Here is a 22,583-nt window from a genome sequence, read left to right on the forward strand (position 1 = left end):
TGCGGGCGGGGGCGTGGAGCGGCTATGGGGCCGGAGTGTGCGTGGCCGCGTAGTGGCGGCTTGGGCACGGAGTCAGGAAGGACGACACGGAGGTCGTCCTTTCACTCAGACGAGGGCGCGCGGGGGCTGGAGCGGCGGGGCGGCCCGCTCGGAGGCGGGTGTTTCTCGGTCGCTAAGCGACCACTCAGGTGCGGGCGGGGCGGTGAGGATCACCGTCGGGGCGGGCTGGAAAGCGAGGAGTGTTTTGGCGTCGAGCGAAGTGCCGACGGGGAGTGCGGTGTCGCCGTGTTGTTGCTGGGCGGCGCTGACGAGTTCGCAGACGCCGCACATGTTGTCGGGCGTCATCGTGAGGCGGACGGCTTCACGGAGAGGCATGGTTTTCGCGTAAGCGGCGATCATGCGGCCCCAGGCGAAGGACTGGATCAGATGCCATTGTCCGCCGGTGGCGAGGAGCCACGCGAAGAGGATGACGGCGATCTGGAAGCGGCGCTTCATGGACGGGCGTGTGGTTGCCGGAGAGAATTGCTAGCGGCAAGCCTGTGTTGAGGGAGCGGTGAGCCCATGGACAAAACCCTTGACTCTCCCGGGCGGGAATGAGTTTTTGTCCGGCTTCCAATCTTTTATACGCCATGGCCAACACTAAATCTGCCATCAAAGCCGCCCGTAAAACCGAGCGCCTCACCGTCCGCAACAAGGCCGTCAAAACCCGCCTGAAGACCCTTCACAAGAAGTTCGAAGTCGCCGCGAAGGCTGGCGACGCCGCTGCTGCCAAGGCCGCTGGTTCCGCTTACGCTTCCGCAATGGACAAGGCTACGAAGTCGGGCGTCGTCCACAAGAACGCCGCCGCTCGCGCCAAGTCGCACGTCGCGAAGTTCGCGCAGGCCAAGTAATTTTCAGGATTTCCATCCATCGTTAGTCCCCCTGAACCCTCGCCGCGCACAAAGCGGCGAGGGTTCTTTTTTGTGCGGGGAATGAGTTGAGCCGGGGACGGGGGCGTGCCTTTTTCGCGTCACTCGTGGAGTCACCCCGCACTGAACTCTTTCTCTACCGCTATGCCGAGACGGCGTGGCGCGATGCGATCCGGCCCTGGCTGGAGGAAAATCGCGGCGTGTTGCAGCGGAGTTATGTGGTGGTGCCGACGCGGGGGCAGGCTCAGGCGCTGAAGCAACGGTGTTTGCTGGAAGGCGTGGCGTTGCTCGGTGTGGAGTTTTTGTCACCCGGGCTGGCGCGCAAGAAGTGGGTCGCGCTCGGAGCGGGCGCAGCGTTGAAACCGGCGCTGGGACGGGAGTTGTTGATGTTGGGATTGGGCGTGATCGTGGAGCGGCGGTTGAAGGCGATGACGGTGGATGCGCCGGAGCGGGGATTGGTGCGGAGTTTGCAGAGCGATCTGGAGCGGGCGCTGGACGATTTCGATGAGTTGTTGAAGGCGGGATTCGGGCCGGAGGATTTTGAACTGGCGACGCTGCGGGAGATTTTTGCGGAGCTGGTCGGGTGGGTCGATGGGCTCGGGTATGACTTTGCGCCGCGGCAGGCGAATGCGGCGGCGGTGGCGATGCAGGCGGCGGATGCGCGCGCGATCGGCGGGCGGGTGCTGGTGCATGGATTCGGGCCGGAGATGCGCGGGGAGTTTTTTAATGTGGCTACGTTTGCGCGGGGATTTTCCGACGTGACGGTGATCGTGCCGGAGCCGGAGTTTCAGGGGCGCAAGCAGGCGGTGGCGGTGGATTGGGCGGAGTTGTGGGAAAAGTTTCTCGGTGTGGTGCCGGAGCCGCTGGTCGAAGAAGACGCGGTGGAGTCGTGCGAACATGCGGTGGCAGGATGGATCGGAGGCGAGGCGGTGGTCGCGGCGGAAGAGCGCCATGCGGATGCGGCGCGGGTGATCGTGGGGCTCACGCGGGGCGACGAGATGCGGCTGGTGGCGGAGGAGATCGTGGCGAGTTTGCGCGGCGGAGCGGCGGGCGTGGGTGTGATTTTTCCGAAGGCGGATGCGGCACATTTTCAGCTGGCGAGGTTGCTGGCGGAGCGCGGTGTGGCGTTTGTCGATCAGCTCGGGTTGTCGAGTCCGCCGCCGGTAGAGGTGAAGCTCGCGCGGGCGTTGCTAGAGTTTTATGAGAAGGGCGCTCGGCTGGAGGAGTTGCTTACGCTGTGGCCGCTGTTGAAGGCGGTGGGGCGGACGGAGCTGTCGCTCGGCGAGGTTCGCGATGTGTGCGAGCGGTTATTCGAGGAGAAGCAGAATCATGCGCTCGGCGTGTATCGGGAGAATCTGGACGCGGGAGCGGTTAAGCGACCGGCGTGGGCGGAAGTCGGAAAGGTCGCGACGCTGTTGCTTCCGGCGTGGCCGTCGGAGCTGACGCTGGCGGAGGCGTTGAAACGTTTTTCAGAAGTGTGGGCGAAGCTGGAGCAGCCGAAAGAATTGCTGGAAGGCTGGGGGACGTTGGAGGCGTTTGCGGAGAAGGAGACGCGCGTGTTGCCGGGGAAAGTGGTGTTTGCGGCGATGAAGGGGTTTTTGCCGGAGAAGAGTCCGGCGGCGGGTGGGGCGGGGCGGAATGGATTTGCGCGGGTAATTCTGACGACGCGGCGGCGGGCGGAAGGGCTGCCGTGGTCGCATCTGATTTTCGTCGAGGCGAACGCGGGCGTGTGGCCGGAGCGGAGCGAAGCGAGTTGCTGGCTGACGGATGAGCGGCGGGCGGAGTTGAACAAGCGCGCGCGGAAAGGGCTCGGGCTTTTCACGAGCGACGAGCGGGCGCATTTCGAGAAGCAGGGCGTGGCGGCGCTGGTGCGTGATACGACGGAGCGCGTAGTTTTCTCGGCGGCGCTTTTCGACGAGCAGAACGCGGAGCTGAAGCTGGCGCCGAATAATTGTGTGGAGCGGTTGCTGTGGGCGGAGGCGTTGAGCGGCGCGAAGGAAAGTGGCGAGAAGCCGGGGCTGGAGGAGTTGTTTGAGCGGTGTGCGCGGGCGACGGTTGCGAAGACGGCGGGCGATCCGGTGGAGACGCGGTGGTGGCTGGAGATTCAGCGCGGGCGACGGGATGCGACGCGGGCGTTTGATGAGTATTTTTTCTCGGTCGATCCGGTGAGCGGGCGTCCGGAGAAGCTGGCGGCGCGGCTGATCGAGCGCGGGATCGGCGATCCGGCGGAGTTGTGGTTTGCCGGCGTGCTCGGCGTGAAGCGCGTGGAGTGGAAGCCGTTTGTGCGGGCGCGGAGCAAGGCGCTGGGACAGCTCGCGCACCGGGTGCTGGCGGCGGTGTTGCGGACTCCGGCGGTGGAGCGGGTGTTTGGCGAGATGCCGACGATCGACGAGGCGAAGGCGAAGCTGGCGGCGGAGATGGCGCGGTTGAAAGCGCAGCGTCCGGCGGACCGGTATTGGGAATCGTTTCACGCGGAGCTGGAGGCAATGTGCGAGATTTTGCTGGAGAAAGTCGTGGCGTTGGAGGCGGGGAAATTTGTGGCGACGGAGGTGAATTTGCCGAAGGGCGCGACGATTCCGGTCGGAGCGGATGGGGCGCGGGTTACGGTTTATGGGCGCGTGGATCTTGTGCGGATCGATCGCACCGACTGGGTGAATGCGCGGGTCGATGTCGTGGATTTTAAGACGGGGAAGGACGACAAGCTGTCGGCGGCGAAGATGGGGCGGGATGGGTCGTCGTTGCAGCTGGGGATTTATCTGGAGGCGATGCGGTCGGTGGGGGCGCCGCATGGGCGGGTGCATTTGTTGAAACCGGATGCGGGCGATGGCGGGTCGCTCGGGATGGAAGAGCTGCCAGAGGCGCTGGCGTGTCTGGCGCAGCTCGGGCGGCATCTGGAGACGGGGATTTATGGGGCGCTGACGGAGGACTTTTCGGAGTATTCGCTGTTCGGATGCCCGTGGCCTCTGGCATCGGCGCAGGTGCCGGAGAAGATTTTGAAGGAGAAGTTTGCGGTCACGTTTGGCGTGAGCGCGGAGAACGCGGAGGGCGGCGATGAGTGACGAGCTGATCGATCACGAGCCGCGCGAGCGGTTTCGCCGGGAGTGGCGGAAGAATTTTGCGGTGAGCGCGAACGCGGGTTCGGGCAAGACGACGGCGATCTCGGAGCGGCTGGCAGCGATGGCGTTGTCGGATGAGGCGTCGGCGGTGCTGCCGAAGACGGCGGTCGTGACGTTTACGAAGAAGGCGGCGCAGCAGATCGGTCAGCGGGCGCGGGCGGTGTTGCTGCGTCGATTGACCGAAGAAGGACGCAGCGAGCTGACGGCGCTGGATCATCTGGAGCGGGCGTTTTTTGGGACGATTCACAGCTTCTGTCTGCTGCTGGCGCGGAGGTACGGGCAGACTCTGGGGATCAATTTGAATCCGGCGGTGATCGCGGCGGATGATGAGCGGTGCTGGGAGGAATTTTTGGAGCAGGACGTGATGACGTTTTCGTCGCTGGCGCCGACGCAGCTGGATGCGTTTTTGAGGCATGTGCCGCTGGAGGCGATTTTCGAGCTGGCGAAAGATCTCGATGCGACGACGGCGAGGGAGCTGGCGAAGCGGTGTCCGGCGGGAGCGGCGCGTGCACCGGGCGAGGCGGTCTTGAGGGAAATCCTGGATCTGCCGCTGAAAGGGATCGGGAAGAAGAACACGGAGCTGAGCCAGGCGGCGGCGCGCGTGTGGTGGGAGAAGTGGCGGAGCGGGCGCGGGTTTCTGGCGCTGTACAAACCGGCGGGGTCGGGCGCGGCGTTGAAGGAGTTGAGCGAGCGTTGGATGGCGCCGTTGAAGGACTGGCTGGCGGATGCGGGCGCGGCGCTGGCGGCGGAGCTGGCGGAGCGGTATCGGCTTTATCGATTCGACCGCGGGGTGCAGACGTACGCGGATCAAGTGGACGCGGCGCTGGCAGTGTTACGGGACCGGCCGACGCTGGAGCGGATTCGCGCGGAAGGGTGGCGGGTGATCCTCGATGAGGCGCAGGACACGGACCCGCAGCAGTTCGCGGTGCTGGTGGAGATCGCGCGTCCGGTGGGCGCGGAGCCGCGGGCGTGGCCGAATGCGGGTGGCGCGTTGCGGGCGGAAGGACCGCGCGATGGACATTTTTGCATGGTGGGCGATGGGCAGCAGTCGATCTATGGGAGCCGGGCGGACATCCGGAATTTCGTGCGGCATCTGGAGGCGTTTGGTCGCGGAGATGGCGGGGAGTTGCTGTCGTTTCACGTGACGTTTCGCGCGCCGCATCGGGTGATCGAGTTTTTGAACGCGGGGTTACCGGCGGCGTTTGGCGAGGAGCGTGAGTATAATTGGGGTCTGCCGGTGGCGGAGGGCGCGGAGAAACCGTATCTGCAAGTCCGGTACGAGGCGCTGGCGGCGGGACCGAAGAATGTGGAAGGCCGGGCGGGGCGGCTGACGCTGACGTTGCCGGAGGTGGCGCCGAAAGGCGTGGATGCGTGGATGGCGGAGGAGGCGCGGCAGGTGGCGGCGTTTTTGTTGAAGCACGGACCGCAGGCGCTGGGCGCGCGGCATTGGGGGGAGATTTGTCTGCTGGCGCCGCGCAACTCGTGGCTGATCACGGTGCAGAAAGTGTTCGAGGCGGCAGGGCTCAAGGTCGCGTTGCAGACGCGGAAGAACCGGAATGGGGACAATCCGGTTTATGGGTGGATGGCGGGGTTGATGGCGGTGGTGTGCGATCCGGAGAACGCGTTCGAGTGGTTCGGGGTGTTGCGGGATATTTTTGCGATCAGCGATGCGCGGCTGGCGGACGAGTTGCGCGAGCGCGGGGCGTTTCAGTGGGACGCGACTGAGGAACACGGCGCGGAGGTCGCGGCGGCGCTGGAGAAATTGAGGCCGTGGATTTTGCGCGCGGATGATGAAGGGCAGCCGCTGGGGGCGATGGCGCGTGGGCTGGTGGACGTGTGCGGACTGGAGGAGAAGGCGCGGGCGCTGGATGCGAGCGGAGGGCTGGCGGATGAGCTGGCGCGGCTATTGGCGCGCGCGGCGGAACTCGGGCTGGAAGGTGCGGGGGCGCGTGAGTGGCTGGCGGAGTTGTTGAATGAATTGGACGAAGGAAAGCCGTCGGGGAAGGCGGAGGAGGGCGCGGTGAATTTATTGACGGCGCATTCGGCGAAGGGGCTGGAGTGGCCGGTCGTGATCGCGCTGGGGCTTTGGCGGAGAATTTCAAGCAAGGAGGACGCGGGGCTGCGGCTGGTGCGTGAAGATGGCGGGCGGATGCGCGTGTATTTCGATGGGGCAAGTTTGTCGGATGAGACGAAGACGTCGCGCGAGCGCGAGCAGTGGCGGGAGCTGACGCGGTTGTTGTACGTGACGCTGACGCGGCCGAGGCAGCGGCTGGTGCTCCCGTGGGCGGAAGGGTTTGGGCCGGGGCAGAAGGGCGGGGGCGTGAGCTTTGCGGAGCTGTGGGGCGATGATGCGGGACTGGCGCGGTTACCGGAGGTGGCGGAGACGCTGAAAGCGGGAAATGTGGATACGCGTGATAGTGATGGTGACGTTGTTCACGACTCGGGTTTGGCGGGCGATGAGGCGATTGAGGATGAGGTGGAGACTTCGTCGTCGGACTCGGGGGCGGTGGATGTTGGTGCGATTGGAGATGTGGCGGTTGAGGTCGCGCCGATGCCGAGGCGGGTGTTACCGCATCAGCTGGCGGAGAAGGCGGCGGATCGCGTGCGCAGCATCCGGCATGAGTCGTCAGGCGAGTTGGTCGCGGCGACGCGCACTGATGGGGACGAGGCGATCGACTATGGGCTTTGGTGGCATGAGACGATGGAGTTCATGCCGTGGGGCGGGGCGATGGAGACGGTGAAGGCGCAGGTGGCGGCGGCGTTGAAGACGGCGGAGACGCTGGGCTTCGCGGAGCGCGGCGCAAGGGAGCTGGCGTTGTTGCTGGCGAGCGAGGGGTGGAGGGAACTGAACGATGCGCGTTGGACGCGGCAGGCGGAACTGGCGGTGTTTGCGCCGCTGGAGACGGATGCGTGGATGGATGGCGTCATTGATTTCGTGTTACACGACTCGGCAGCGGGCATGGTGTGGGTGCTCGATTGGAAGACGAACCGGCGGCGGGCGCTGGAGCAGGGGGAGGCGATGCTGGCGCGTTTGCGGGAAGAGTATCGTCCGCAACTGGGCGCGTATGGGCGGGCGGTACGGGATTTTTTCCCGGGCTGCGCGGTGAAGCTGCTCGTGTATGCGAGTGGACTGGGGGAATGGACCGAGGTGGTGGTGGATTAAAATCGGGCTTTACACGTCTGGAGCGGCTCAGCACGTTCTTCGGTTCTCAACATTCCTTTTACCACCATGGGCAACCTTAAGAAGAAACGTCGTCTGAAGATGTCGAAGCACAAGCGCCGCAAGCGCCTCAAAGCTAACCGGCACAAGAAGCGTACGTGGCAGAAGTAACGCGCTGAGCGCGTGGGCATTTTCGCCCTTCTGTCACCCCTGCACTTTCGAAACCCGCTCTTAACCGAGCGGGTTTTTTATTTTGTAGAGGGGGACGAGAGTCTGGTGCAACCTAGTGGCTAAATAATCCGTAAATACCTTTAGGCAACGGCTTACGCGGGGCTTTGCACTTGTCAGTTGAGAGGCTGGATAGGCACTTTGCGTTTATTCCTCACGGCGGTTGTGCCGATGAGTTCCCCTAAATCGCCGATACATTTTCCCCACTTAGTGCCGATTGAGTTCTGACTTTTTAACCGTTTCGCATGCTGTTCTCCAACAAAACGCAGGGATACTTTGTCGAGGTAAACAACTATGGTGTTTTACTCGCACGCACGTCGGCCAAGAGCGGCCCGATGCTGGTGGAAGCTTTGAAGGCCTGTCCGCCGACGGATGCTGACGGCATCGCGGCGGCGGTGAAGGAGATGCAGCCGAAGCGCACGGGTTCCTATATGCATGCACAGTGCGGGATTTATCCGGCCAAGCGGTTGGTGCGGCGCGCGTCGATGGACCCGAAGCGTTACAAGGAAGATGGCTATCTGAACGAGGTGGTGAATGCGCAATTTCGCATCGAGGCGGACAAGTACACGCTGGCGGTGCTGAATCCGGCGGACGGCAGCGATTTTGACATTAACAAGGCGACCGAGAGGGACGCGTTGTTTGTGGGGCTATCGAACGATGAGGTAGAAGAAGCGCAAAAGCAGCTGCTAGCGCGGGGTATTTTCCCGGAAACGCTGGAGCTGGCGTCATTGTCTACGCTGAGCGGGATGATGGATTATCTGAATTTTGCGGACATTAAAACGCCGACGCTTGTGCTCGAGATCGATACGGATTCGACGCAGTCGTTTATCTTGAGCGAAGGCGGGGTGGAATCGACCCGGCCGATCCCGCAGGGGTTGAGCGCGATGATTCCGGTCGTGCAGAAGGAGCTCGGGCTGAAGGACGAGGAGTCCGCTAAGAAACTGTTTTACTCGAACACGTTTGATTTTACCGGCATGGGCTCGGTGCTCACGAAAAAGCTTTTGAAAGAGCTGCAGTCCTCGATCGGCTTTTATGAAGTGCAGACGGGGCAATCGATCGGGCAGGTCATCTGCACGATGTTGCCTTCTAAGCTGGGCTGGCTCGAAGCGGCGCTGGCCAATCAACTGGGCGTCGGGCTGCTGAAGATTGATTTTGAGCCGTGGCTGAAAGCCCGGCGAATCACCCTCGATGGCAAAGCCGTCGCCTCTGAAATCGACATGCGCTGGCTGGGTTTGATCAGCCTCATGCTTTCTAATTCCCATGCTATCGCTGCTGAAAAAAAATCCTGAGGCATCCGGAGGTTCCGGTACACGGCCATGGCATCCGAATTTTCGGAATGTCGTGACGTTGCCTGATACCAAGGTGGTGCGGACGACCTTCTTTATTAACGCCATCGCGGCTTTGTTCGCGGCGGGGTTGCTGGCAGTGGTCGGTTATCAGGAGTATACGCTTGCCGATCTCCGGTCGCAGATCGCGCAACTCGATGAACAGATCGGCCGGGATAAAAAGCCCAGCGATGATGCGGTCGCGTTGTTCGCCAAGTTCCAGGCTGAGGAGAAAAAAATCCAGGAGCTGGAGACCTTTTTGGGCGGCAACAAGCTCGTGGTTTCGAAGTTTCTCAACCGGCTGGGCAAGTCTGTGCCGGCGAAAATATCGATCACGACGATGGAGTATACCGGCGTCGGGGTGAATCTCCGCGGGCTGGTCGTGGGCACTCCTGAGCAGGCAAGTGGTATGGTTTCCAGCTACGAAAAGCAGCTCAAGGCAGACGATGAAATAGGTAAACGGTTCGACCAGATCGCACTAACTAATCTTTCGCGTGATCCACAGGACGGTCGGCTCTCATTCGAGATCACGTTGCGTTCCAGTCAGGTGAAAAAGGAGACGAAAAAACCATGACTACCAAAGATCTTTCCGTGTGGCTGAAGAAGCACCCGTTTACGGCAGTCTGTGGAGGACTCAGCCTATTGCTCACAGTGGTTTATTTTTTCCGTCAAGGAAGTGTTCCTGAATCCGAAGCCTTGTTGGCAGAGCGGACTACTGAAAGTCGCCGCCTTAAGTCCAACATCTCAAACTCGGCTTCTTTGAAGGACCACGTGATGGCACTGGTAGACGCCAATCGCAAAGTGGAGCAACGCCTCGTACGTGCTGCGGATCTGGCAAAGAATCAGCAATATTTTTATAAGATCGAGTCAGACACTGGTGTTAAACTCACTGATTTACGCCCGGGTGGATCTATTGTTTCGACTGCGGCCAAACCGGTCGCTGGCCCTAAGAGGCACTATTCGTCGGTGCCGTACTCTTGCACTGTTCAAGGAACCTACAGCCAGCTCCTGGCCTTTGTGCGTAAACTGGAGCAAGGCGAGCACTTCCCCTGTATACTCAATGCTACGGTCAATGTGGGAAGCGGCAGTGAAGACGACGCTTCTTCGGCTGATCCCATTCTCACTCTCTCCATCGGTATCGAACTCCTTGGACAATCATGAAGATATTTAGACATATTGCTCCGGCTTTTGTCCTGTTCCCGATCTCATTATGGTCTGCTCCTGCGGTTGATGTCATCTCGCCAGTCAGGCGTGTGACCACCCTCGAGCTCGCTAGTAAGCTATTGAATCCGCCTGCGTCCACCGACGCGGCGAGTGGTGCAGTGAATCCATTCACACTAAATGGATCGCGCGCGGAGGATGCAGCCGCTGACGAAAATCAAGCGACCGCAAACAGAGCCGCGATCATGGCGTCGAATCGCACATTGCTCGCCGCGCTGTCCGAACAACTTGAGCCCAAGGGCACCTTCGTTTTGGGCGGCGAGTCCATTATCCTTCTCGGTCAAAAGAAGTTAAAAGTAGGTGAGCGCTATCCTATTACCTTTGAAGGCGCTGTCTATGAGCTAGAGATCACAGCGATCGAGACCACCCGCTTTTCGGTTCGTTACAAAAACGAAGAAATCACCCGGCCCATCGTCATCACCAAATCAGGAAAATAATCATGAGAACACGACTGCTAGTTCCCGCCACCTTGCTGGCCACCGCAGCACTTGTGCCCGCTATGTGGGCGCAGGAAGCTGCTTCTCCCACCCCACCGCCCGCCGCATCCACCGAATCCAAAGTGGAAGTATCCAAGGGCAAAGACACGCTCTCGGTTGATTTTCCCGATGAGGAAATCCGCAACGTGCTTCGCAACGTCGCCGATCTCTTCGAGCTCAACCTCGTGATCCCCGATACCTTGGTGGGTAAGACTTCCATCAAGCTGCGCGATGTCACCTGGCGCCAGATCTTCCAGGTGGTTCTCAATCCAGTCGGCTATACCTACATTGAAGATGGAAACATCATCAAAGTCGTGACCGCTGAGTCCCTCAATATGGAGCCGCTCTCGACGGAGGTTTTTATTCTCAACTACGCCAAGGCCTCTGATGTGAAGCCCAGCCTCGATGCGATGGTTGATGCCAAGACCGGCGGCAAAATCGTCATCGATGCACGCAGCAATGCTCTCATCGTTTCTGAGCGTTCCTCGGCGATCCAGCGCATCCGCCCGATCATCCAGAGTTTGGACCGTGCTACGGATCAGGTGATGATTGAGACCAAGTTTATCGAAGTAAGCGACAGCGTGGGTAAGGATCTCGGTGTCGATTGGTCGATACTCAAGGGTTACAAGCTAAGCGGCAGCAAACTTGAAACTGCTTACACGAACGATTCCGGAAGGAAGTCTTCCGCAGGATATAAGGAAGATGGTCTCGATGTGGACTTCATGAATAACGGCTACGACCGTGCCAGCCAGCTAAACAATGTTGGCGGCACAGTGGGCCCCAAGATCAACACTGATGGTACGCTCGCAGGTATCGGGCCGATGTCTGCGGTTGAAAATGTCTTCAATAATAATGTCGGCCGCATCTCCACCGCAGTCTTCAGTGCTTCGCAGTTTAATCTGACGCTGAACGCACTCCAGTCTGCTGGCGGCTCCAAGCTGGTCTCCAATCCGACTGTTGTGACGCTCAACAATACAGAGGCTTCGATCAATGTCGGCCAAGAGTACCCGATCCCGAACTACACCTATAATCAGGAGCGCGGAGCCTTCGAGGTCAGTGGCTTTACCTATAAGCCGATCGGCGTAATCTTGAAGGTTACCCCTCAGGTGAATGCCGCTGGCTTTATCAAGCTCACGGTGGAGCCTGAGGTCAGCAGCCGTGACGAATCCAAGGATGTCAGCTTTGGTGACGCCAAAATTCCGGTTGTCTCCGTTCGTAAAACCAAGACGCAGGTTACCCTCAAAGATGGGTTCACTCTTGGCATTGGCGGGCTTTTGGATTCCACCACCTCCAACAGCCAGACGAAGGTTCCTCTGCTCGGCGACATCCCCGGCCTTGGCCGCCTATTCCGTTCGGACAGTACCTCGAAGCGTCAGCAAAACATGCTCGTTTTCATCACTGCCCGCACGGTCAGGCCTGATGGTGGCACCGTTGGCGAGATCTTCGATCCACGCATGGTTCGCGAGATGAAGCTCACCAAGGACGAGCTCCCTGGCTTCCGCGACGGCTCCGATCCATTCGCCCAGCCGGCTGCTCCTGAAAAAACAAAGTCCAAGAAAAAGAAGTAATCACTTCTGGCTTCTTAAGGCCAATCTCCCAGGCGCGACCTCACGCAGGTCGCGCCTTTTTGTTTTCCCGATTTGCCGCGCTCAATACCAGCCGACCAGATGCCCTTGCACGGCTTTCACGCCGATCACGCCGAGATTTTTGGCCGCGTGCGCCGCGAAGCAGGGGAGCAGCGACCGGCGCGGATTGAAACTCGCGAACCGAACCGCATAAAACCACAGCGACCCTGCGAAAATAGCTGCCGTGCTAAACCAGCCTTTGGCGGTGAAACTCCACGTTAGCTTCCCGTCGGTCCAATCCCACAAAAACGGATGCAACGCCGCGAACAGCACCGACGCCGCGAACACGCCCGCCCAGAGCAATGCCCGCCCGCGTTTTTCGATCACCAAAAAGCCGCGAAAAATAATCTCTTCCACCACGGCTGCCGTCAGTGTGCAGAGCGCGAAGAGCGCGGTCATGTCCGATTGCTCGTCGGCGATCCCGAGTTTGATTTCGCCCCATGTCTCAGCGGCTAGCAGAACGAGCGCGCCGACGATGCCGATGATGACCGCCTTCGTTCCGGCCGGAGTCGCGCCCGGCAGCGCCTTGGGATTGGGGTGTCCGTTCGCGAATGCCCGACGGTCATCCATCCACAGTTTCAGGATGAAAAGACCGGCACCGAGCATCAGGACCTGGAAGAGGGGATCGTCGTTCATGACTTGAATATAGATTAGCCATTCCGATCTTCGCCCGTAGCTTCAAGCCCAACTATGGCCGCCAGTATTCCTGCCTCTCCCGAACGGACCGTGGCCGGCGATTTCGCCGCCGTCTTCGCGCTGCTCCAGCCACACATGGCTCGCCTCGACGCGTACATCCGCAGCCAGCTCGACGGCTTCGAGCCTGAGATCCGCGCCATGGCGGATTACTGCATCGATACGTCGGGCAAACGCATCCGCCCCGCGCTCGTGTTTTTGAGTGGTGCCCGGCCTGGTGCCGCGCCTTCTGATGACTTGATCCGCGTCGCGGCAGTCGTGGAGCTCGTCCACCTTGCCACCCTCGTTCACGACGACATCATGGATGAAGCGGACCTCCGCCGAAACCGCCGCACCGCTTCCCGCGAGTACGGTGCCGAAGCCGCAGTCCTCCTCGGCGACGCGCTCTTCTCGCACGCGTTGAATCTCGCCACGCAGTTCCCGACCACGGAAGTTTGCGCTGCCGTCTCCGACTCCACGCGCAAAGTCTGCGCCGGTGAAATCATCCAGACGCTCCGGCGCGGTTCGACCAATATCACGCACGCCGATTACCGCCGCGTCATCGATCTGAAAACCGCCGAGCTTTTCCGCGTCTCCTGTTTTCTAGGCAGCCGCCTCGCCGGTTATCCGCAGGACTTCGTCGAAGCCGCCTCGCACTTCGGTCGTCACCTGGGCATCGCTTACCAGATCTACGACGATCTCGCTGATTTTTTCGGCGATGAAAAACGCATTGGCAAAACCCTGGGCACGGACCTGGCCAGTGGGAAAATTACCCTCCCGCTTCTCGACCTCATGGAACAGCTTTCCGCCGAGGATCGTGCGCATCTCATCGACGAAATACTCAAAAAACGCCCCCCGCAGCTCGCTCTGCGCATAGCGCAGATGAACCGCCTCGGTGTGTTCGCGCGTGTAGCCGAGGCGATTCAGGCCGAGCTCCGTGTCGGCGAAGAAGCGCTGGCGCCTCATGCCGCTTTGGAGCCGGTGGCGTTGTTGCTTCGCCTCGGCCAGGTCTTGCGCTCGCAGGTGAGCGCGTTGTCCAGCCATGGGGCGGCGACAGCCTGAGGGTTTGACCGGTTGCATCCACTTGCGCTCACGCCGCAGGCGTCTCGAAAATCGAAAATGCGTTTGCCTGCCCGGGCTCCGCGTTCATTTTGCGCCACATGCTCGCTGGCTCCAAATCGCTCGCCAAACCGCTGGTCGGCTCCCCCGAGCGTCAGCACGAGGCCGGCTCCGACTGGCAGATCGTACAATGCGTGCAGGCCGGCGATGTCGCCGCGTTTGACCGCCTCATCGTGAAATACCGCGAACGCGTTTACGGCGTGATCTACAACATGGCAGCGAACCGCGAGGACGCCGCCGATCTCACGCAGGATTCCTTCATCAAAGCCTTCCAGTCGATCAACCGCTTCCAAGGCCAGTCCTCCTTTTTCACCTGGCTGTACCGCATCGCGGTCAACTCCACGCTTACCCATCTGCGCAAGGCCCGGCTCCGCTCCTTCTTCAGTTTTGAGAAGATCCATGAAGAGGATAAATCAGCCGAGATCATCAACCAGCTGACCGATAAAAAGGGCGCGGATCGCGAGCTGTTCGTGAAGGAGCTCCAAGAAAAATTGAACGAGGCGATGCTCAAATTGTCTATCAAGCATCGTACCGTGGTTACTTTATTCGAAATCGATGGTTTGAGTCATGAAGAGATCGCCGAGGTCATGGACTGCTCGGTGGGCACGGTGCGTTCACGTCTTCACTACGCCAAGCAACTCCTCCAGGCAGAGCTTCAGAGCTACACCCAATCATGAGCGAACGTCCGCGCCCGCAGTCCAAAGTCTCGCTTGAGGATCTCCTCCGTTTGAAACGCGCCGAGCGGCCCGCTCCAGAATTTTGGGTCGAGTTTGAAGACCAGCTCCGCCGCAAGCAGCTCGCGGCCATCGTCGATAAGCGCCCATGGTGGCGCCGCCTGTCGGTCGCCAGCTTCGCGAAAATTTCCCTTCCCGTCGGAGCGACCGCCGTCATCGCGTTTACTTTGGTGGCCGTCCGCGAGCGCGGCCAGCAATCGCCTGATATGGCTACGATGGCGGCAACCTCCGCCAGTCCCGCGATGCCTCTTTCCGCTCCCGCTCTGGCTCCGACTGTGGCATCACCCGCCGTGCCGGATGGCTCCATGATCGTCGCGCTCGATCAAGCGACGACACCAGCGATCGCGAATGTTGCCGCTAGTGACAATACGATGAGCATGCCCGCGTCCACGCCCACATCTTCTGAGATGAACGGAAACGTGGTCGCGATTCATGACTCGCCCGAGCCCTCGCTTGCTCAGGTTATCCTCGGGCTCGAAGGCACTCCTGAGATCGATGCCCGTCCTCAATTCCCATCAGCTGCCGCCCCGCTGCTCGCCTCGTTGGATGATTTGGCGGGCACGAATGGACTCTCGTTGATCGACACCAACCCGCTCACGCAGCTTTCGGAACCGCGCAACGACCGCCGCGCCCGCTTGCTCGCTTCGGTGGACGCTCAAGATCGCGGCGATCTGGTCTCGGGGAATTCCCGCGTGGTTCGTTCCCGTGAACGCATTGCCAACCGCCTCGCCGAGCAGTCGCTCTACGATTCCATCAGTCGTCTCGGCCTGAATGCTGACAGTGTTTCGATCAAGTTCTGACTCCTTCGCGCTCGCTCGTAAGCGCCTCGGTTTTCGCCCGGCTTAACCGCCGGGCTTTTTTATGCCCACGGCTTGGCGGTGATTTTTCGCAACGGCTCCAAATCGGCGTCGGTCTGCGCCATGGCCACGAAATTTTTATCCAAGGTGATCGCCCGTTGTACGCGCGCCTGTGCGGCACCGAGATTTCCCAACTGGCATGCGTAGCACCCGAGATTGAACTGGATCGTCGCGTTGTTCGCATGCAACGCCTCGGCCTCCAGCAAGATTTTCTCCGCCGCGGTGAGCGACTCCGCGCGGCGTGTCCCATAGGCCCACATGATCCACCAGCCGGGATCATCCGCATGACGGCGGGCGAGCGTGCGGCAGGCGGCGGCGAGTTTTTTCCACGCGCCAGTTTCCTGACTGAGCGCGGCGTGTTCGGCGATGACGTCGGTTTCGTCGGCGTAATTTTCCGGCACGAGCGTCAACTCGTGCCGCGCTTCTTTGAGTAAACCGAGTTCACGATAGCCCCGTGCGTGGCTGACTCGCCATTTCCAGTTCATCTGTGAAATCTGCGGACGCTTCTTCAGGCTTTGGGCGGAGCCCCGAAATGGGCCGCGTGCGACGCATACGCGGCTGTGTCAGCCAGCATCGCGTCGATCGTCGCGGTCAGTGGCGCGAGTGCGACGAGGCCGGAGAAAACGGCGCGATCGCCGATGGCGTCCTCGATGAGAAACGCCGGGCGCTGCGACACGTTGAGTGAGTGAAACTCTTCCGTGCTGATCCGCACGCGCGCGGCGGCTTCAGCGGTTTCGGCGCGCGTGCGCAGTTCGGCCGGATCGAGTCCGCACGCGGCAGAGACCACGGCCACCGCTTCCGTGAGATCACCGATCTTCCGCCCATCGCGCACGGCCGCATGCGTCAGCGCGAGACGCGCTCGGTCATCCGTGATGCCGAAATCGCGCGCGGCTTCCGCCACCACATTGGGCGCGTCGTACACGCCGTTGCGCGATTGCTCGAACCACCCCGAATTGAGGACTAACGGTGAACGCATGATCGTACCACTCCGCTGATAAAACCAGTCGCACTGCGCGCGAGTCGCCGGGAAATCACCGGGACGCATCAGCGCGATCTTCCACTCAAACTCCACTCGGCCCGCGTAGCGCTGTTTCAGCTCCGCCCACATCGGCTCGCTCCAGTAGCACCACGAGGAAATGACTTCGAGGTAGTAGGTGATTTTCATGTCATTCGTGGATTGCGGGTGGGCCCGACGCAGACTCTTCGGCGAACAGTTGGCTATTTGAGCAGCTTGTTCAGTTCCTTGCCGGCTTTATCGAGCAGTCCTTTTTCGACCGCCTTTTTCCCGGCGTATTGTCCCACTTGAACGGAGATCTCTTTGATCACTGCCGTCGCGAGTTGCTCAGGCGTGAGGCCGCCTTCGCGCGTGCCGAGATTCTCCATCACGATGGCCGGGATTTCCACAGGCACACTCGTGCCGCCGCCGGCGACGATGACCTTGGCTTTTTCCAGGCGGAAGGACTTCACCTCCAGCTTCACTTCCTTGCCGGGCTCGGCGGGCTTGGTGTCGCCGCCCGATGGTTGTGGCTGCGGCGAAGTGCTGCCGCTCGACTCGGATGATTTCTGAATGTTCTTCAGTAGATCCTGCAGATTGCTCGTGGTAATCTTCGTCTCGAAGGTGATCTCGGGTTCATTGATGATGATACTGTTGATCACAATCGTGTCCTTGGTGATGGAGCCCGGCTCGATATCGATGGAGATTTCACCGAGGTAAAATGCGCGCGGAGTGGTCCAGCCCGCAGGATTTCCCACGGTGAGACCCTTGAGCGTGCCCTTGCCGGAGAAGGGCGAGATCTTCGCATTTTCGAGCACAACGCTCGTCTGTGTGATTTGCGGCCCAGCGTGGTTGACCGCTTTTTTCACGATCGATCCGAGCATGAAGGAGACGATCAGGATCGCGACGAGCGCGAGAGCGACAAGGGAACCGACGATGTAGAGGACGATTTTCATGGAGCGATAGAGTTTGCGGAACTGTGCAGACACGCAGCGCAGCGTCCAGTGCGCGCGTGTTTTTGCCGCGCCGTGTTTTCGCTTGTCACTCGCGCCCTCGGGCGAAGCCTCTCAACCAAAGTTAAAAATCACATGGCCCAAGGTTATACCGAAGCGAACATCAAGACTCTTTCCCCGCTCGAGCACATCCGCCTGCGGCCTGGCATGTACATCGGCCGCCTCGGCAACGGCTCGCATCCGGAGGACGGCATCTACGTGCTCCTCAAGGAAACCGTCGATAACTGCATCGACGAATACACGATGGGGTTCGGCAAGAAGGTCGAGATCGACATCACCGACCGCTCGATTCGCGTGCGCGACTTTGGCCGCGGCATCCCGCTCGGTAAGCTCGTCGAGTGCGTTTCCATCATTAACACCGGCGCGAAGTACGACAGCGAAACCTTCAAAAAAGCCATCGGCCTCAACGGCGTCGGCCAGAAGGCCGTCAACGCGCTTGCCTTCGAATACCGCGCCCAAGCCTTCCGCGAAGGCCAGACGCGCACGGTCGAATTTCTCCAGGGCAAAATCAAAAAAGACGGCAAAATCGTCGCCGCCACCAACGGCGAGAAAAACGGCACGTTGATCGAGTTCACGCCGGACGAAGCGCTCTTCGGAAAAGATTTCCGGTTCCGCCCCGAATTCGTCGAGGAGATGCTCTGGAACTACGCCTACCTCAATCGCGGCCTGACGCTCACGCTCAACGGCAAGGCCTTCAAATCCGAGAATGGCCTCAAGGATCTCCTCGCCAAAAAACTCACCGGTGAGCCGCTCTATCCGCTGATCCACATCGAAGCTGAGGACATCGAAGTCGCGATGACGCACGGCGCGCACTACGGCGAAGAGTACTACTCGTTCGTCAACGGCCAGCACACCACGATGGGCGGCACTCACCTCGCCGCCTTTCGCGAAGGTCTCGTCACGACCTTCCGCAATTTCTTCAAAAAAGATTACGACGCCGCCGACATTCGCCAGTCGATCGTCGCCGCCGTTTCGGTTCGCGTGATGGAGCCGGTCTTCGAGTCACAGACGAAAACCAAACTCGGCTCCAACGACATCGGCCCAGGCGGCCCGTCGATCCGTCTCTTCATCAGCAATTTTCTCCAGCAGCAGCTCGACAACTGGCTTCACCGGAATCCCGAGGCCGCTCAGGCGCTCAAAAACAAAATCGAAGACAGCGAGCGCGAGCGCAAAGAACTCGCCGGCATCCGCAACCTCGCCCGCGAGCGCGCCAAGAAAGCCTCGCTGCATAACAAGAAACTCCGCGACTGCCGCGTGCATCTCGACTCGAAGGATAAACGCGCTGAAGACAGCACACTCTTCATCGTCGAAGGTGACTCCGCCGCCGGTTCGCTCACGTCCTGCCGCGATGTGCAGACCCAGGCCGTCTTCGCGCTCAAAGGAAAGCCACTCAACACCTACGGCCTCACCAAAAAAGTCATCTACGAGAACGAGGAATTTCACCTCCTCCAGAGCGCACTCAACATCGAGGACGGGCTCGACGGGCTGCGCTACAACCGCGTGATCATCGCGACCGATGCCGACGTTGACGGCATGCACATCCGTCTGCTGCTGCTCTCGTTCTTCCTCCAATTTTTTCCGGAGCTGATCACTAACAATCACATCTTCATCCTCGAGACGCCGCTCTTCCGCGTGCGTAACAAGAAGCGCACGATCTACTGTTACGATGAAGACGAGAAGCAAAAGGCCGTCGCCGAACTCGGCTCCACTCACGAGATCACGCGCTTCAAAGGTCTCGGCGAAATCTCCGCCAACGAGTTCAAAGACTTCATCGGCGAAAACATCCGCGCCGAAAAGGTCTCGCTCGAACACCTCCACAACAGCGCCGAGCTCCTCTCGTTCTACATGGGCAAAAACACGCCTGACCGGCAGGAGTTCATCATCGAAAACCTCCGCGTGGAGAAGGATTTGGTGGGGGCGTGAGCGGTATTCTATGAAAACGGGCATCCGCTCTTTTGCCTTCTTCGCGATCCAATGTGTGTCCCTGTGTTCGTTGGTTCGGGCGGAAGACGCAGAGGTGTCTGCGCCAGTAACCAGATCTCGCGAGGTGATTCAGGTGGATGGGCGGGAGCGGAACTACGTCATTTCGCGACCGGCCGTGATCATTCCAGGCCGCCCTTATCCGCTGGTTTTTGGTTTCCACGGTTATCGTGGCGAGGTGAAGGCGTGGATGTACGACTACACGCAATTCGACGCGCTGATTCTGGATCAGCACTTCATCGTGGTTTATCCAGAAGGCCCAGTGAGTTGGAACAGCCGCTCTGACAGTCCTGACCTGAAATTCTTCGATCAAATCGTGGAAGAACTCGCGGCAAAGTTTCCGGTGGATCGATCTAGGATCTATGCCTTTGGCCATTCGAACGGAGCCGGCTTTGCTTCATCCCTTCTGTTTTCCCGAAAAGATACCGTTGCTGCGGTGGCTGCCTACGCGGGAATTGTCCGTATGCGGACGGCGGGGCCTGATGATCGGAAACCGCCGCTATTCATAGTCTGGGGTGAAAAAGATGAATTTGCTCCCGCCGCGTCTGATCGCGTGCAGTCGTCCGTGCAGGCATTCCGTAATGCCGGTTATCCGGTGACATTCTGGGCTGTTCCCAACTGCGGACACGGATGGGGCGGTCGCGAACAGCAGATGGAGGAAAAAATCCTCACTTTCTTCTTCAAGCACCAGCTACCTGCACAAGCACTGCCTCAATCGATGCCGTAGGATGCTCATGCTTATGAGTGAACTATCTGTGCGTTATTGTAGCTGTGGTTGAGCTCAAGTAGCTCGTTTTCAACGGATTCAGAGCGGGCTGTCCGCATATTTATTTGTGCGTTTCACGATGATCCGATGAGCGTTGCTGATCCGCGGCGCCGACAGTTGGTGGCCGCGTAATTTTTTCTTCTCATCCCTCTCTGACTCCGCCTCGCTGACCGTTCTCTTTTCCGCACGACATGGCTCCCCGCAAAACATCGAAGTCCTCCGACCAGCCCGAGCTGCCGCTAAACGGCGGCGAAACTCCGTCCGCGTCATCGTCTGCCGTGCCGCCAGTCCGTGCTGAAGAGCCCGCTGCCGCGGGCGTCGAGGGTGATTCCTCGTCCACGCCACCGCCCGAGCCTCCGGCCGACGCCACGCCGCCCGCACCCGGCAACAACGACAACGCCCCGCTCGCGAAGTCCTACGAGAAGTGGTTCCTCGAGTACGCGAGCTACGTGATCCTTGATCGCGCCGTCCCGCACATCGACGACGGTCTGAAGCCGGTGCAGCGCCGCATTCTCCACACGCTTTGGGAGATGGATGACGGCCGTTTCAACAAAGTCGCCAACGTCGTCGGCGCCGCGATGCGCTATCATCCGCACGGCGATGCTTCGATTGGTGCGGCGCTTGTCGGCATCGCGCAACGCGGCCTGCTCATCGAGCCGCAGGGAAATTTCGGTAACCTCTTCACGGGCGACGGTGCCGCGGCGTCGCGTTACATTGAGGCGCGACTCACACCGTTTGCGCGCGAGGTTGTTTTTAATCCGAAGACCACGACTTGGCAGCTCAGCTACGACGGTCGCAATCGCGAGCCTGTCACATTGCCGGTGAAGTTCCCGCTCACGCTCGCCGAGGGCGCCGAAGGCATCGCGGTCGGTCTCGCGACGAAGATACTCCCGCACAACTTCAACGATCTCTGCCGCGCTTCGATCAATCACCTCAACGGGAAAAAATTCCGCATCTTTCCGGATTTCCCGACGGGCGGCATCGCCGACTTCTCGGAGTACAACGACGGCGAGCGCGGAGGCAAAGTGAAGGTTCGCGCGAAGATGGAAGCGCGCGGCAAGAACGTACTCGCGATCACCGAGCTGCCTTACGGCACCACGACGACCTCGCTCATCGAGTCGATCCTCTCCGCCAACGCGAAGGGCAAACTCAAGGTGAAGCATGTGGACGACAACACATCCGAGCAGGTCGAGATCCTTGTTCATCTCCCGGCGGGCAGCGACCCCGACAAGATCACGCAGCAGCTCTACGTCTTCACCGATTGCCAGGTGTCGATCTCGCCCGCCGCGTGCATCATCGAGAACGACAAGCCGCACTTCCTCGGCGTGTCGGAGATTCTCCGCCGCAGCACCGACAAGACCGTCGCATTGCTCAAGCTTGAACTGGAGATCCGCCTCGGCGAACTCGATCAGCAGTGGCACTGGGACTCGCTCGAACGCATCTTCATCGAAGAGCGCATCTACCGCCGCATCGAGAAATCGGAGACGTGGGAAAACGTCATCGCCGAGATCCGCGACGGGTTGAAGCCATTCCTGAAAGATCTGCGCCGCGAAGTCACTGACGACGACATCACCCGGCTCACGGAGATTAAGATCAAACGTATCTCGAAGTTTAACCGCTTCCAGGCCGACGAGGGGATCAAGAAACTCGAAGGCGAAATGAAAGAGGTGAAGCACCACCTCAAGCACCTCACCGAGTACGCGATCGCGTGGTTCGAGCGCCTTCAGGAAAAATACGGCAAGGGCCACAAGCGCCGCACGACTTACGATGAGATCGAGCAGATCAGCGCCGCCGCCGTCGTCTCGGCGAATCAGCGCCTCTACGTGAATCGCGAGGAAGGCTTCATCGGCCTCAACTGGCGCCAGCACGAGTTCCTTACCGAGTGTACGATCCTTGACGACGTGCTCTGCTTTATGGCGGACGGCACGATGAAGGTCGCGCGCGTGGCCGATAAAGTTTTCATGGGCCGCAACATCATCCACGTGGCGCTGCTGCCGAAGGAAGGCGACAAGGCTTTCTACACGATGATCTATCAGGACAAGGAGAGCGGAAAGGCTTTCGCGAAACGCTTCCAGATCGGCGGCGTAACCCGCGAAAAACTTTATCCGCTGGCCGCTAGCGAAGGCTCGAAGGTGGTCTTCTTCGACGTCGCGAAGACCGAGGCGTCACTGCCGAAGTCGGTCGAAGTCGAGCTCAGCCCGCGATGCAGCGCGCGCAAGAAAGAGTTTTCATTCGATCTGAAGGAGCTCTCTGTCGGCGGGCGTGCTGCGAAAGGCATCACGGTCACGGAGTATCCGGTGAAGCGCGTGCGGCAGAGCTGAGCCGCCGGCACTTTGTTTCGTGCGTAGCCGCGTCATTTAAGACGCGGACTTGGATGGCGATGACGATC

General features: G+C 60.3%; 20 protein-coding genes. 15 read left to right on the plus strand and 5 right to left on the minus strand.

Annotated features, from left to right (window positions below; translation table 11 throughout):
* Window positions 1-105 precede the first annotated feature (105 nt).
* The gene (locus CMV30_RS11375; protein WP_096056135.1) at window positions 106-495 is read right to left on the minus strand and encodes a hypothetical protein; all 390 of its coding nucleotides are present in this window, start codon (window positions 493-495) and stop codon (window positions 106-108) included.
* 134 nt (window positions 496-629) lie between these two features.
* Between CMV30_RS11375 and rpsT the strand changes: the two genes are divergently transcribed.
* The 9 genes from rpsT to CMV30_RS11420 all read left to right on the plus strand — a co-directional run bounded on the left by rpsT (window position 630) and on the right by CMV30_RS11420 (window position 12,002).
* Window positions 630-890, plus strand: coding sequence for a 30S ribosomal protein S20 (gene rpsT / locus CMV30_RS11380; RefSeq protein WP_096056136.1), 261 nt, complete (start codon window positions 630-632; stop codon window positions 888-890).
* 125 nt (window positions 891-1,015) lie between these two features.
* Entirely contained in the window at window positions 1,016-3,967 is a 2,952-nt protein-coding gene (locus tag CMV30_RS20750; protein WP_138223255.1) for a PD-(D/E)XK nuclease family protein, read from the plus strand.
* A complete protein-coding gene (locus CMV30_RS11390; protein ID WP_096056138.1) occupies window positions 3,960-7,187 on the plus strand; it encodes a UvrD-helicase domain-containing protein in 3,228 nt (1,075 codons plus the stop codon). The genes CMV30_RS20750 and CMV30_RS11390 overlap by 8 nt, the downstream gene beginning before the upstream one ends.
* A 66-nt stretch (window positions 7,188-7,253) precedes the next feature.
* A complete protein-coding gene (locus CMV30_RS11395; RefSeq protein WP_083270211.1) occupies window positions 7,254-7,355 on the plus strand; it encodes an AURKAIP1/COX24 domain-containing protein in 102 nt (33 codons plus the stop codon).
* Between the two features lie 302 nt (window positions 7,356-7,657).
* The gene (locus tag CMV30_RS11400) at window positions 7,658-8,701 is read left to right on the plus strand and encodes a type IV pilus biogenesis protein PilM (protein ID WP_096056139.1); all 1,044 of its coding nucleotides are present in this window, start codon (window positions 7,658-7,660) and stop codon (window positions 8,699-8,701) included.
* Window positions 8,673-9,311 carry a PilN domain-containing protein gene (locus tag CMV30_RS11405; protein WP_138223256.1) on the plus strand — a complete coding sequence of 213 codons (639 nt, stop codon included), beginning with the start codon at window positions 8,673-8,675 and terminating at the stop codon, window positions 9,309-9,311. Before CMV30_RS11400 ends, CMV30_RS11405 begins: the two co-directional genes overlap by 29 nt.
* The gene (locus tag CMV30_RS11410; RefSeq protein WP_096056141.1) at window positions 9,308-9,898 is read left to right on the plus strand and encodes a hypothetical protein; all 591 of its coding nucleotides are present in this window, start codon (window positions 9,308-9,310) and stop codon (window positions 9,896-9,898) included. Before CMV30_RS11405 ends, CMV30_RS11410 begins: the two co-directional genes overlap by 4 nt.
* On the plus strand, window positions 9,895-10,395 hold the full coding sequence (locus CMV30_RS19450; RefSeq protein WP_138223257.1) for a hypothetical protein: 501 nt from the start codon (window positions 9,895-9,897) through the stop codon (window positions 10,393-10,395). The genes CMV30_RS11410 and CMV30_RS19450 overlap by 4 nt, the downstream gene beginning before the upstream one ends.
* Before the next feature lie 2 nt (window positions 10,396-10,397).
* Complete coding sequence (locus CMV30_RS11420) at window positions 10,398-12,002, plus strand: secretin N-terminal domain-containing protein (RefSeq protein WP_096056143.1); 1,605 nt, start codon at window positions 10,398-10,400, stop codon at window positions 12,000-12,002.
* Window positions 12,003-12,083: 81 nt separating this feature from the next.
* On the opposite strand, the gene CMV30_RS11425 is transcribed toward CMV30_RS11420, so the two are convergent.
* Window positions 12,084-12,695, minus strand: coding sequence for a CPBP family intramembrane glutamic endopeptidase (locus CMV30_RS11425; protein ID WP_096056144.1), 612 nt, complete (start codon window positions 12,693-12,695; stop codon window positions 12,084-12,086).
* Between the two features lie 54 nt (window positions 12,696-12,749).
* Here CMV30_RS11425 and CMV30_RS11430 point away from each other — a divergent pair, with 54 nt between their 5' ends.
* The 3 genes from CMV30_RS11430 (at window position 12,750) to CMV30_RS11440 (ending at window position 15,384) form a co-directional block, all read left to right on the plus strand.
* Window positions 12,750-13,793 carry a polyprenyl synthetase family protein gene (locus tag CMV30_RS11430; protein WP_096056145.1) on the plus strand — a complete coding sequence of 348 codons (1,044 nt, stop codon included), beginning with the start codon at window positions 12,750-12,752 and terminating at the stop codon, window positions 13,791-13,793.
* Window positions 13,794-13,891: 98 nt separating this feature from the next.
* Window positions 13,892-14,527 (plus strand): sigma-70 family RNA polymerase sigma factor, encoded by a 636-nt coding sequence (locus CMV30_RS11435; protein WP_096056146.1) that lies wholly within the window; start codon window positions 13,892-13,894, stop codon window positions 14,525-14,527.
* Entirely contained in the window at window positions 14,524-15,384 is an 861-nt protein-coding gene (locus CMV30_RS11440; protein WP_096056147.1) for a hypothetical protein, read from the plus strand. Before CMV30_RS11435 ends, CMV30_RS11440 begins: the two co-directional genes overlap by 4 nt.
* 59 nt (window positions 15,385-15,443) lie before the next feature.
* Here the strand turns inward: CMV30_RS11440 and CMV30_RS11445 are convergent, their stop codons facing one another.
* Genes CMV30_RS11445 through CMV30_RS11455 form a run of 3 tightly spaced genes read right to left on the minus strand, consistent with a single transcriptional unit; the run spans window position 15,444 to window position 17,391 of the window.
* Window positions 15,444-15,926, minus strand: coding sequence for a tetratricopeptide repeat protein (locus CMV30_RS11445; protein ID WP_138223258.1), 483 nt, complete (start codon window positions 15,924-15,926; stop codon window positions 15,444-15,446).
* A gap of 23 nt (window positions 15,927-15,949) precedes the next feature.
* Window positions 15,950-16,606, minus strand: coding sequence for a DsbA family oxidoreductase (locus CMV30_RS11450; protein WP_096056149.1), 657 nt, complete (start codon window positions 16,604-16,606; stop codon window positions 15,950-15,952).
* Window positions 16,607-16,659: 53 nt separating this feature from the next.
* Window positions 16,660-17,391: a DUF748 domain-containing protein gene (locus CMV30_RS11455; RefSeq protein ID WP_138223259.1), complete on the minus strand. Its 732-nt coding sequence runs from the start codon at window positions 17,389-17,391 to the stop codon at window positions 16,660-16,662.
* Between the two features lie 132 nt (window positions 17,392-17,523).
* Between CMV30_RS11455 and CMV30_RS11460 the strand changes: the two genes are divergently transcribed.
* The 3 genes from CMV30_RS11460 to CMV30_RS11470 all read left to right on the plus strand — a co-directional run bounded on the left by CMV30_RS11460 (window position 17,524) and on the right by CMV30_RS11470 (window position 22,515).
* Window positions 17,524-19,371 carry a DNA topoisomerase IV subunit B gene (locus CMV30_RS11460; protein WP_096056151.1) on the plus strand — a complete coding sequence of 616 codons (1,848 nt, stop codon included), beginning with the start codon at window positions 17,524-17,526 and terminating at the stop codon, window positions 19,369-19,371.
* Window positions 19,372-19,381: 10 nt separating this feature from the next.
* The gene (locus CMV30_RS11465) at window positions 19,382-20,155 is read left to right on the plus strand and encodes a CE1 family esterase (RefSeq protein WP_096056152.1); all 774 of its coding nucleotides are present in this window, start codon (window positions 19,382-19,384) and stop codon (window positions 20,153-20,155) included.
* A 230-nt stretch (window positions 20,156-20,385) separates the two neighbouring features.
* A complete protein-coding gene (locus CMV30_RS11470; protein WP_096056153.1) occupies window positions 20,386-22,515 on the plus strand; it encodes a DNA gyrase/topoisomerase IV subunit A in 2,130 nt (709 codons plus the stop codon).
* Window positions 22,516-22,583 lie beyond the last annotated feature (68 nt).

The organism is Nibricoccus aquaticus, assembly GCF_002310495.1.
GTDB classification, from domain to species: domain Bacteria; phylum Verrucomicrobiota; class Verrucomicrobiia; order Opitutales; family Opitutaceae; genus Nibricoccus; species Nibricoccus aquaticus.

Coding starts and splice junctions, on each gene's coding strand:
- CMV30_RS11375 (WP_096056135.1), bottom strand. CDS start 495: ATGAAGCGCCGCTTCCAGATCGCCGTCATCCTCTTCGCGTGGCTCCTC.
- rpsT (WP_096056136.1), top strand. CDS start 630: ATGGCCAACACTAAATCTGCCATCAAAGCCGCCCGTAAAACCGAGCGC.
- CMV30_RS11390 (WP_096056138.1), top strand. CDS start 3,960: ATGAGTGACGAGCTGATCGATCACGAGCCGCGCGAGCGGTTTCGCCGG.
- CMV30_RS11395 (WP_083270211.1), top strand. CDS start 7,254: ATGGGCAACCTTAAGAAGAAACGTCGTCTGAAGATGTCGAAGCACAAG.
- CMV30_RS11400 (WP_096056139.1), top strand. CDS start 7,658: ATGCTGTTCTCCAACAAAACGCAGGGATACTTTGTCGAGGTAAACAAC.
- CMV30_RS11405 (WP_138223256.1), top strand. CDS start 8,673: ATGCTATCGCTGCTGAAAAAAAATCCTGAGGCATCCGGAGGTTCCGGT.
- CMV30_RS11410 (WP_096056141.1), top strand. CDS start 9,308: ATGACTACCAAAGATCTTTCCGTGTGGCTGAAGAAGCACCCGTTTACG.
- CMV30_RS19450 (WP_138223257.1), top strand. CDS start 9,895: ATGAAGATATTTAGACATATTGCTCCGGCTTTTGTCCTGTTCCCGATC.
- CMV30_RS11420 (WP_096056143.1), top strand. CDS start 10,398: ATGAGAACACGACTGCTAGTTCCCGCCACCTTGCTGGCCACCGCAGCA.
- CMV30_RS11425 (WP_096056144.1), bottom strand. CDS start 12,695: ATGAACGACGATCCCCTCTTCCAGGTCCTGATGCTCGGTGCCGGTCTT.
- CMV30_RS11430 (WP_096056145.1), top strand. CDS start 12,750: ATGGCCGCCAGTATTCCTGCCTCTCCCGAACGGACCGTGGCCGGCGAT.
- CMV30_RS11435 (WP_096056146.1), top strand. CDS start 13,892: ATGCTCGCTGGCTCCAAATCGCTCGCCAAACCGCTGGTCGGCTCCCCC.
- CMV30_RS11440 (WP_096056147.1), top strand. CDS start 14,524: ATGAGCGAACGTCCGCGCCCGCAGTCCAAAGTCTCGCTTGAGGATCTC.
- CMV30_RS11445 (WP_138223258.1), bottom strand. CDS start 15,926: ATGAACTGGAAATGGCGAGTCAGCCACGCACGGGGCTATCGTGAACTC.
- CMV30_RS11450 (WP_096056149.1), bottom strand. CDS start 16,606: ATGAAAATCACCTACTACCTCGAAGTCATTTCCTCGTGGTGCTACTGG.
- CMV30_RS11455 (WP_138223259.1), bottom strand. CDS start 17,391: ATGAAAATCGTCCTCTACATCGTCGGTTCCCTTGTCGCTCTCGCGCTC.
- CMV30_RS11460 (WP_096056151.1), top strand. CDS start 17,524: ATGGCCCAAGGTTATACCGAAGCGAACATCAAGACTCTTTCCCCGCTC.
- CMV30_RS11465 (WP_096056152.1), top strand. CDS start 19,382: ATGAAAACGGGCATCCGCTCTTTTGCCTTCTTCGCGATCCAATGTGTG.
- CMV30_RS11470 (WP_096056153.1), top strand. CDS start 20,386: ATGGCTCCCCGCAAAACATCGAAGTCCTCCGACCAGCCCGAGCTGCCG.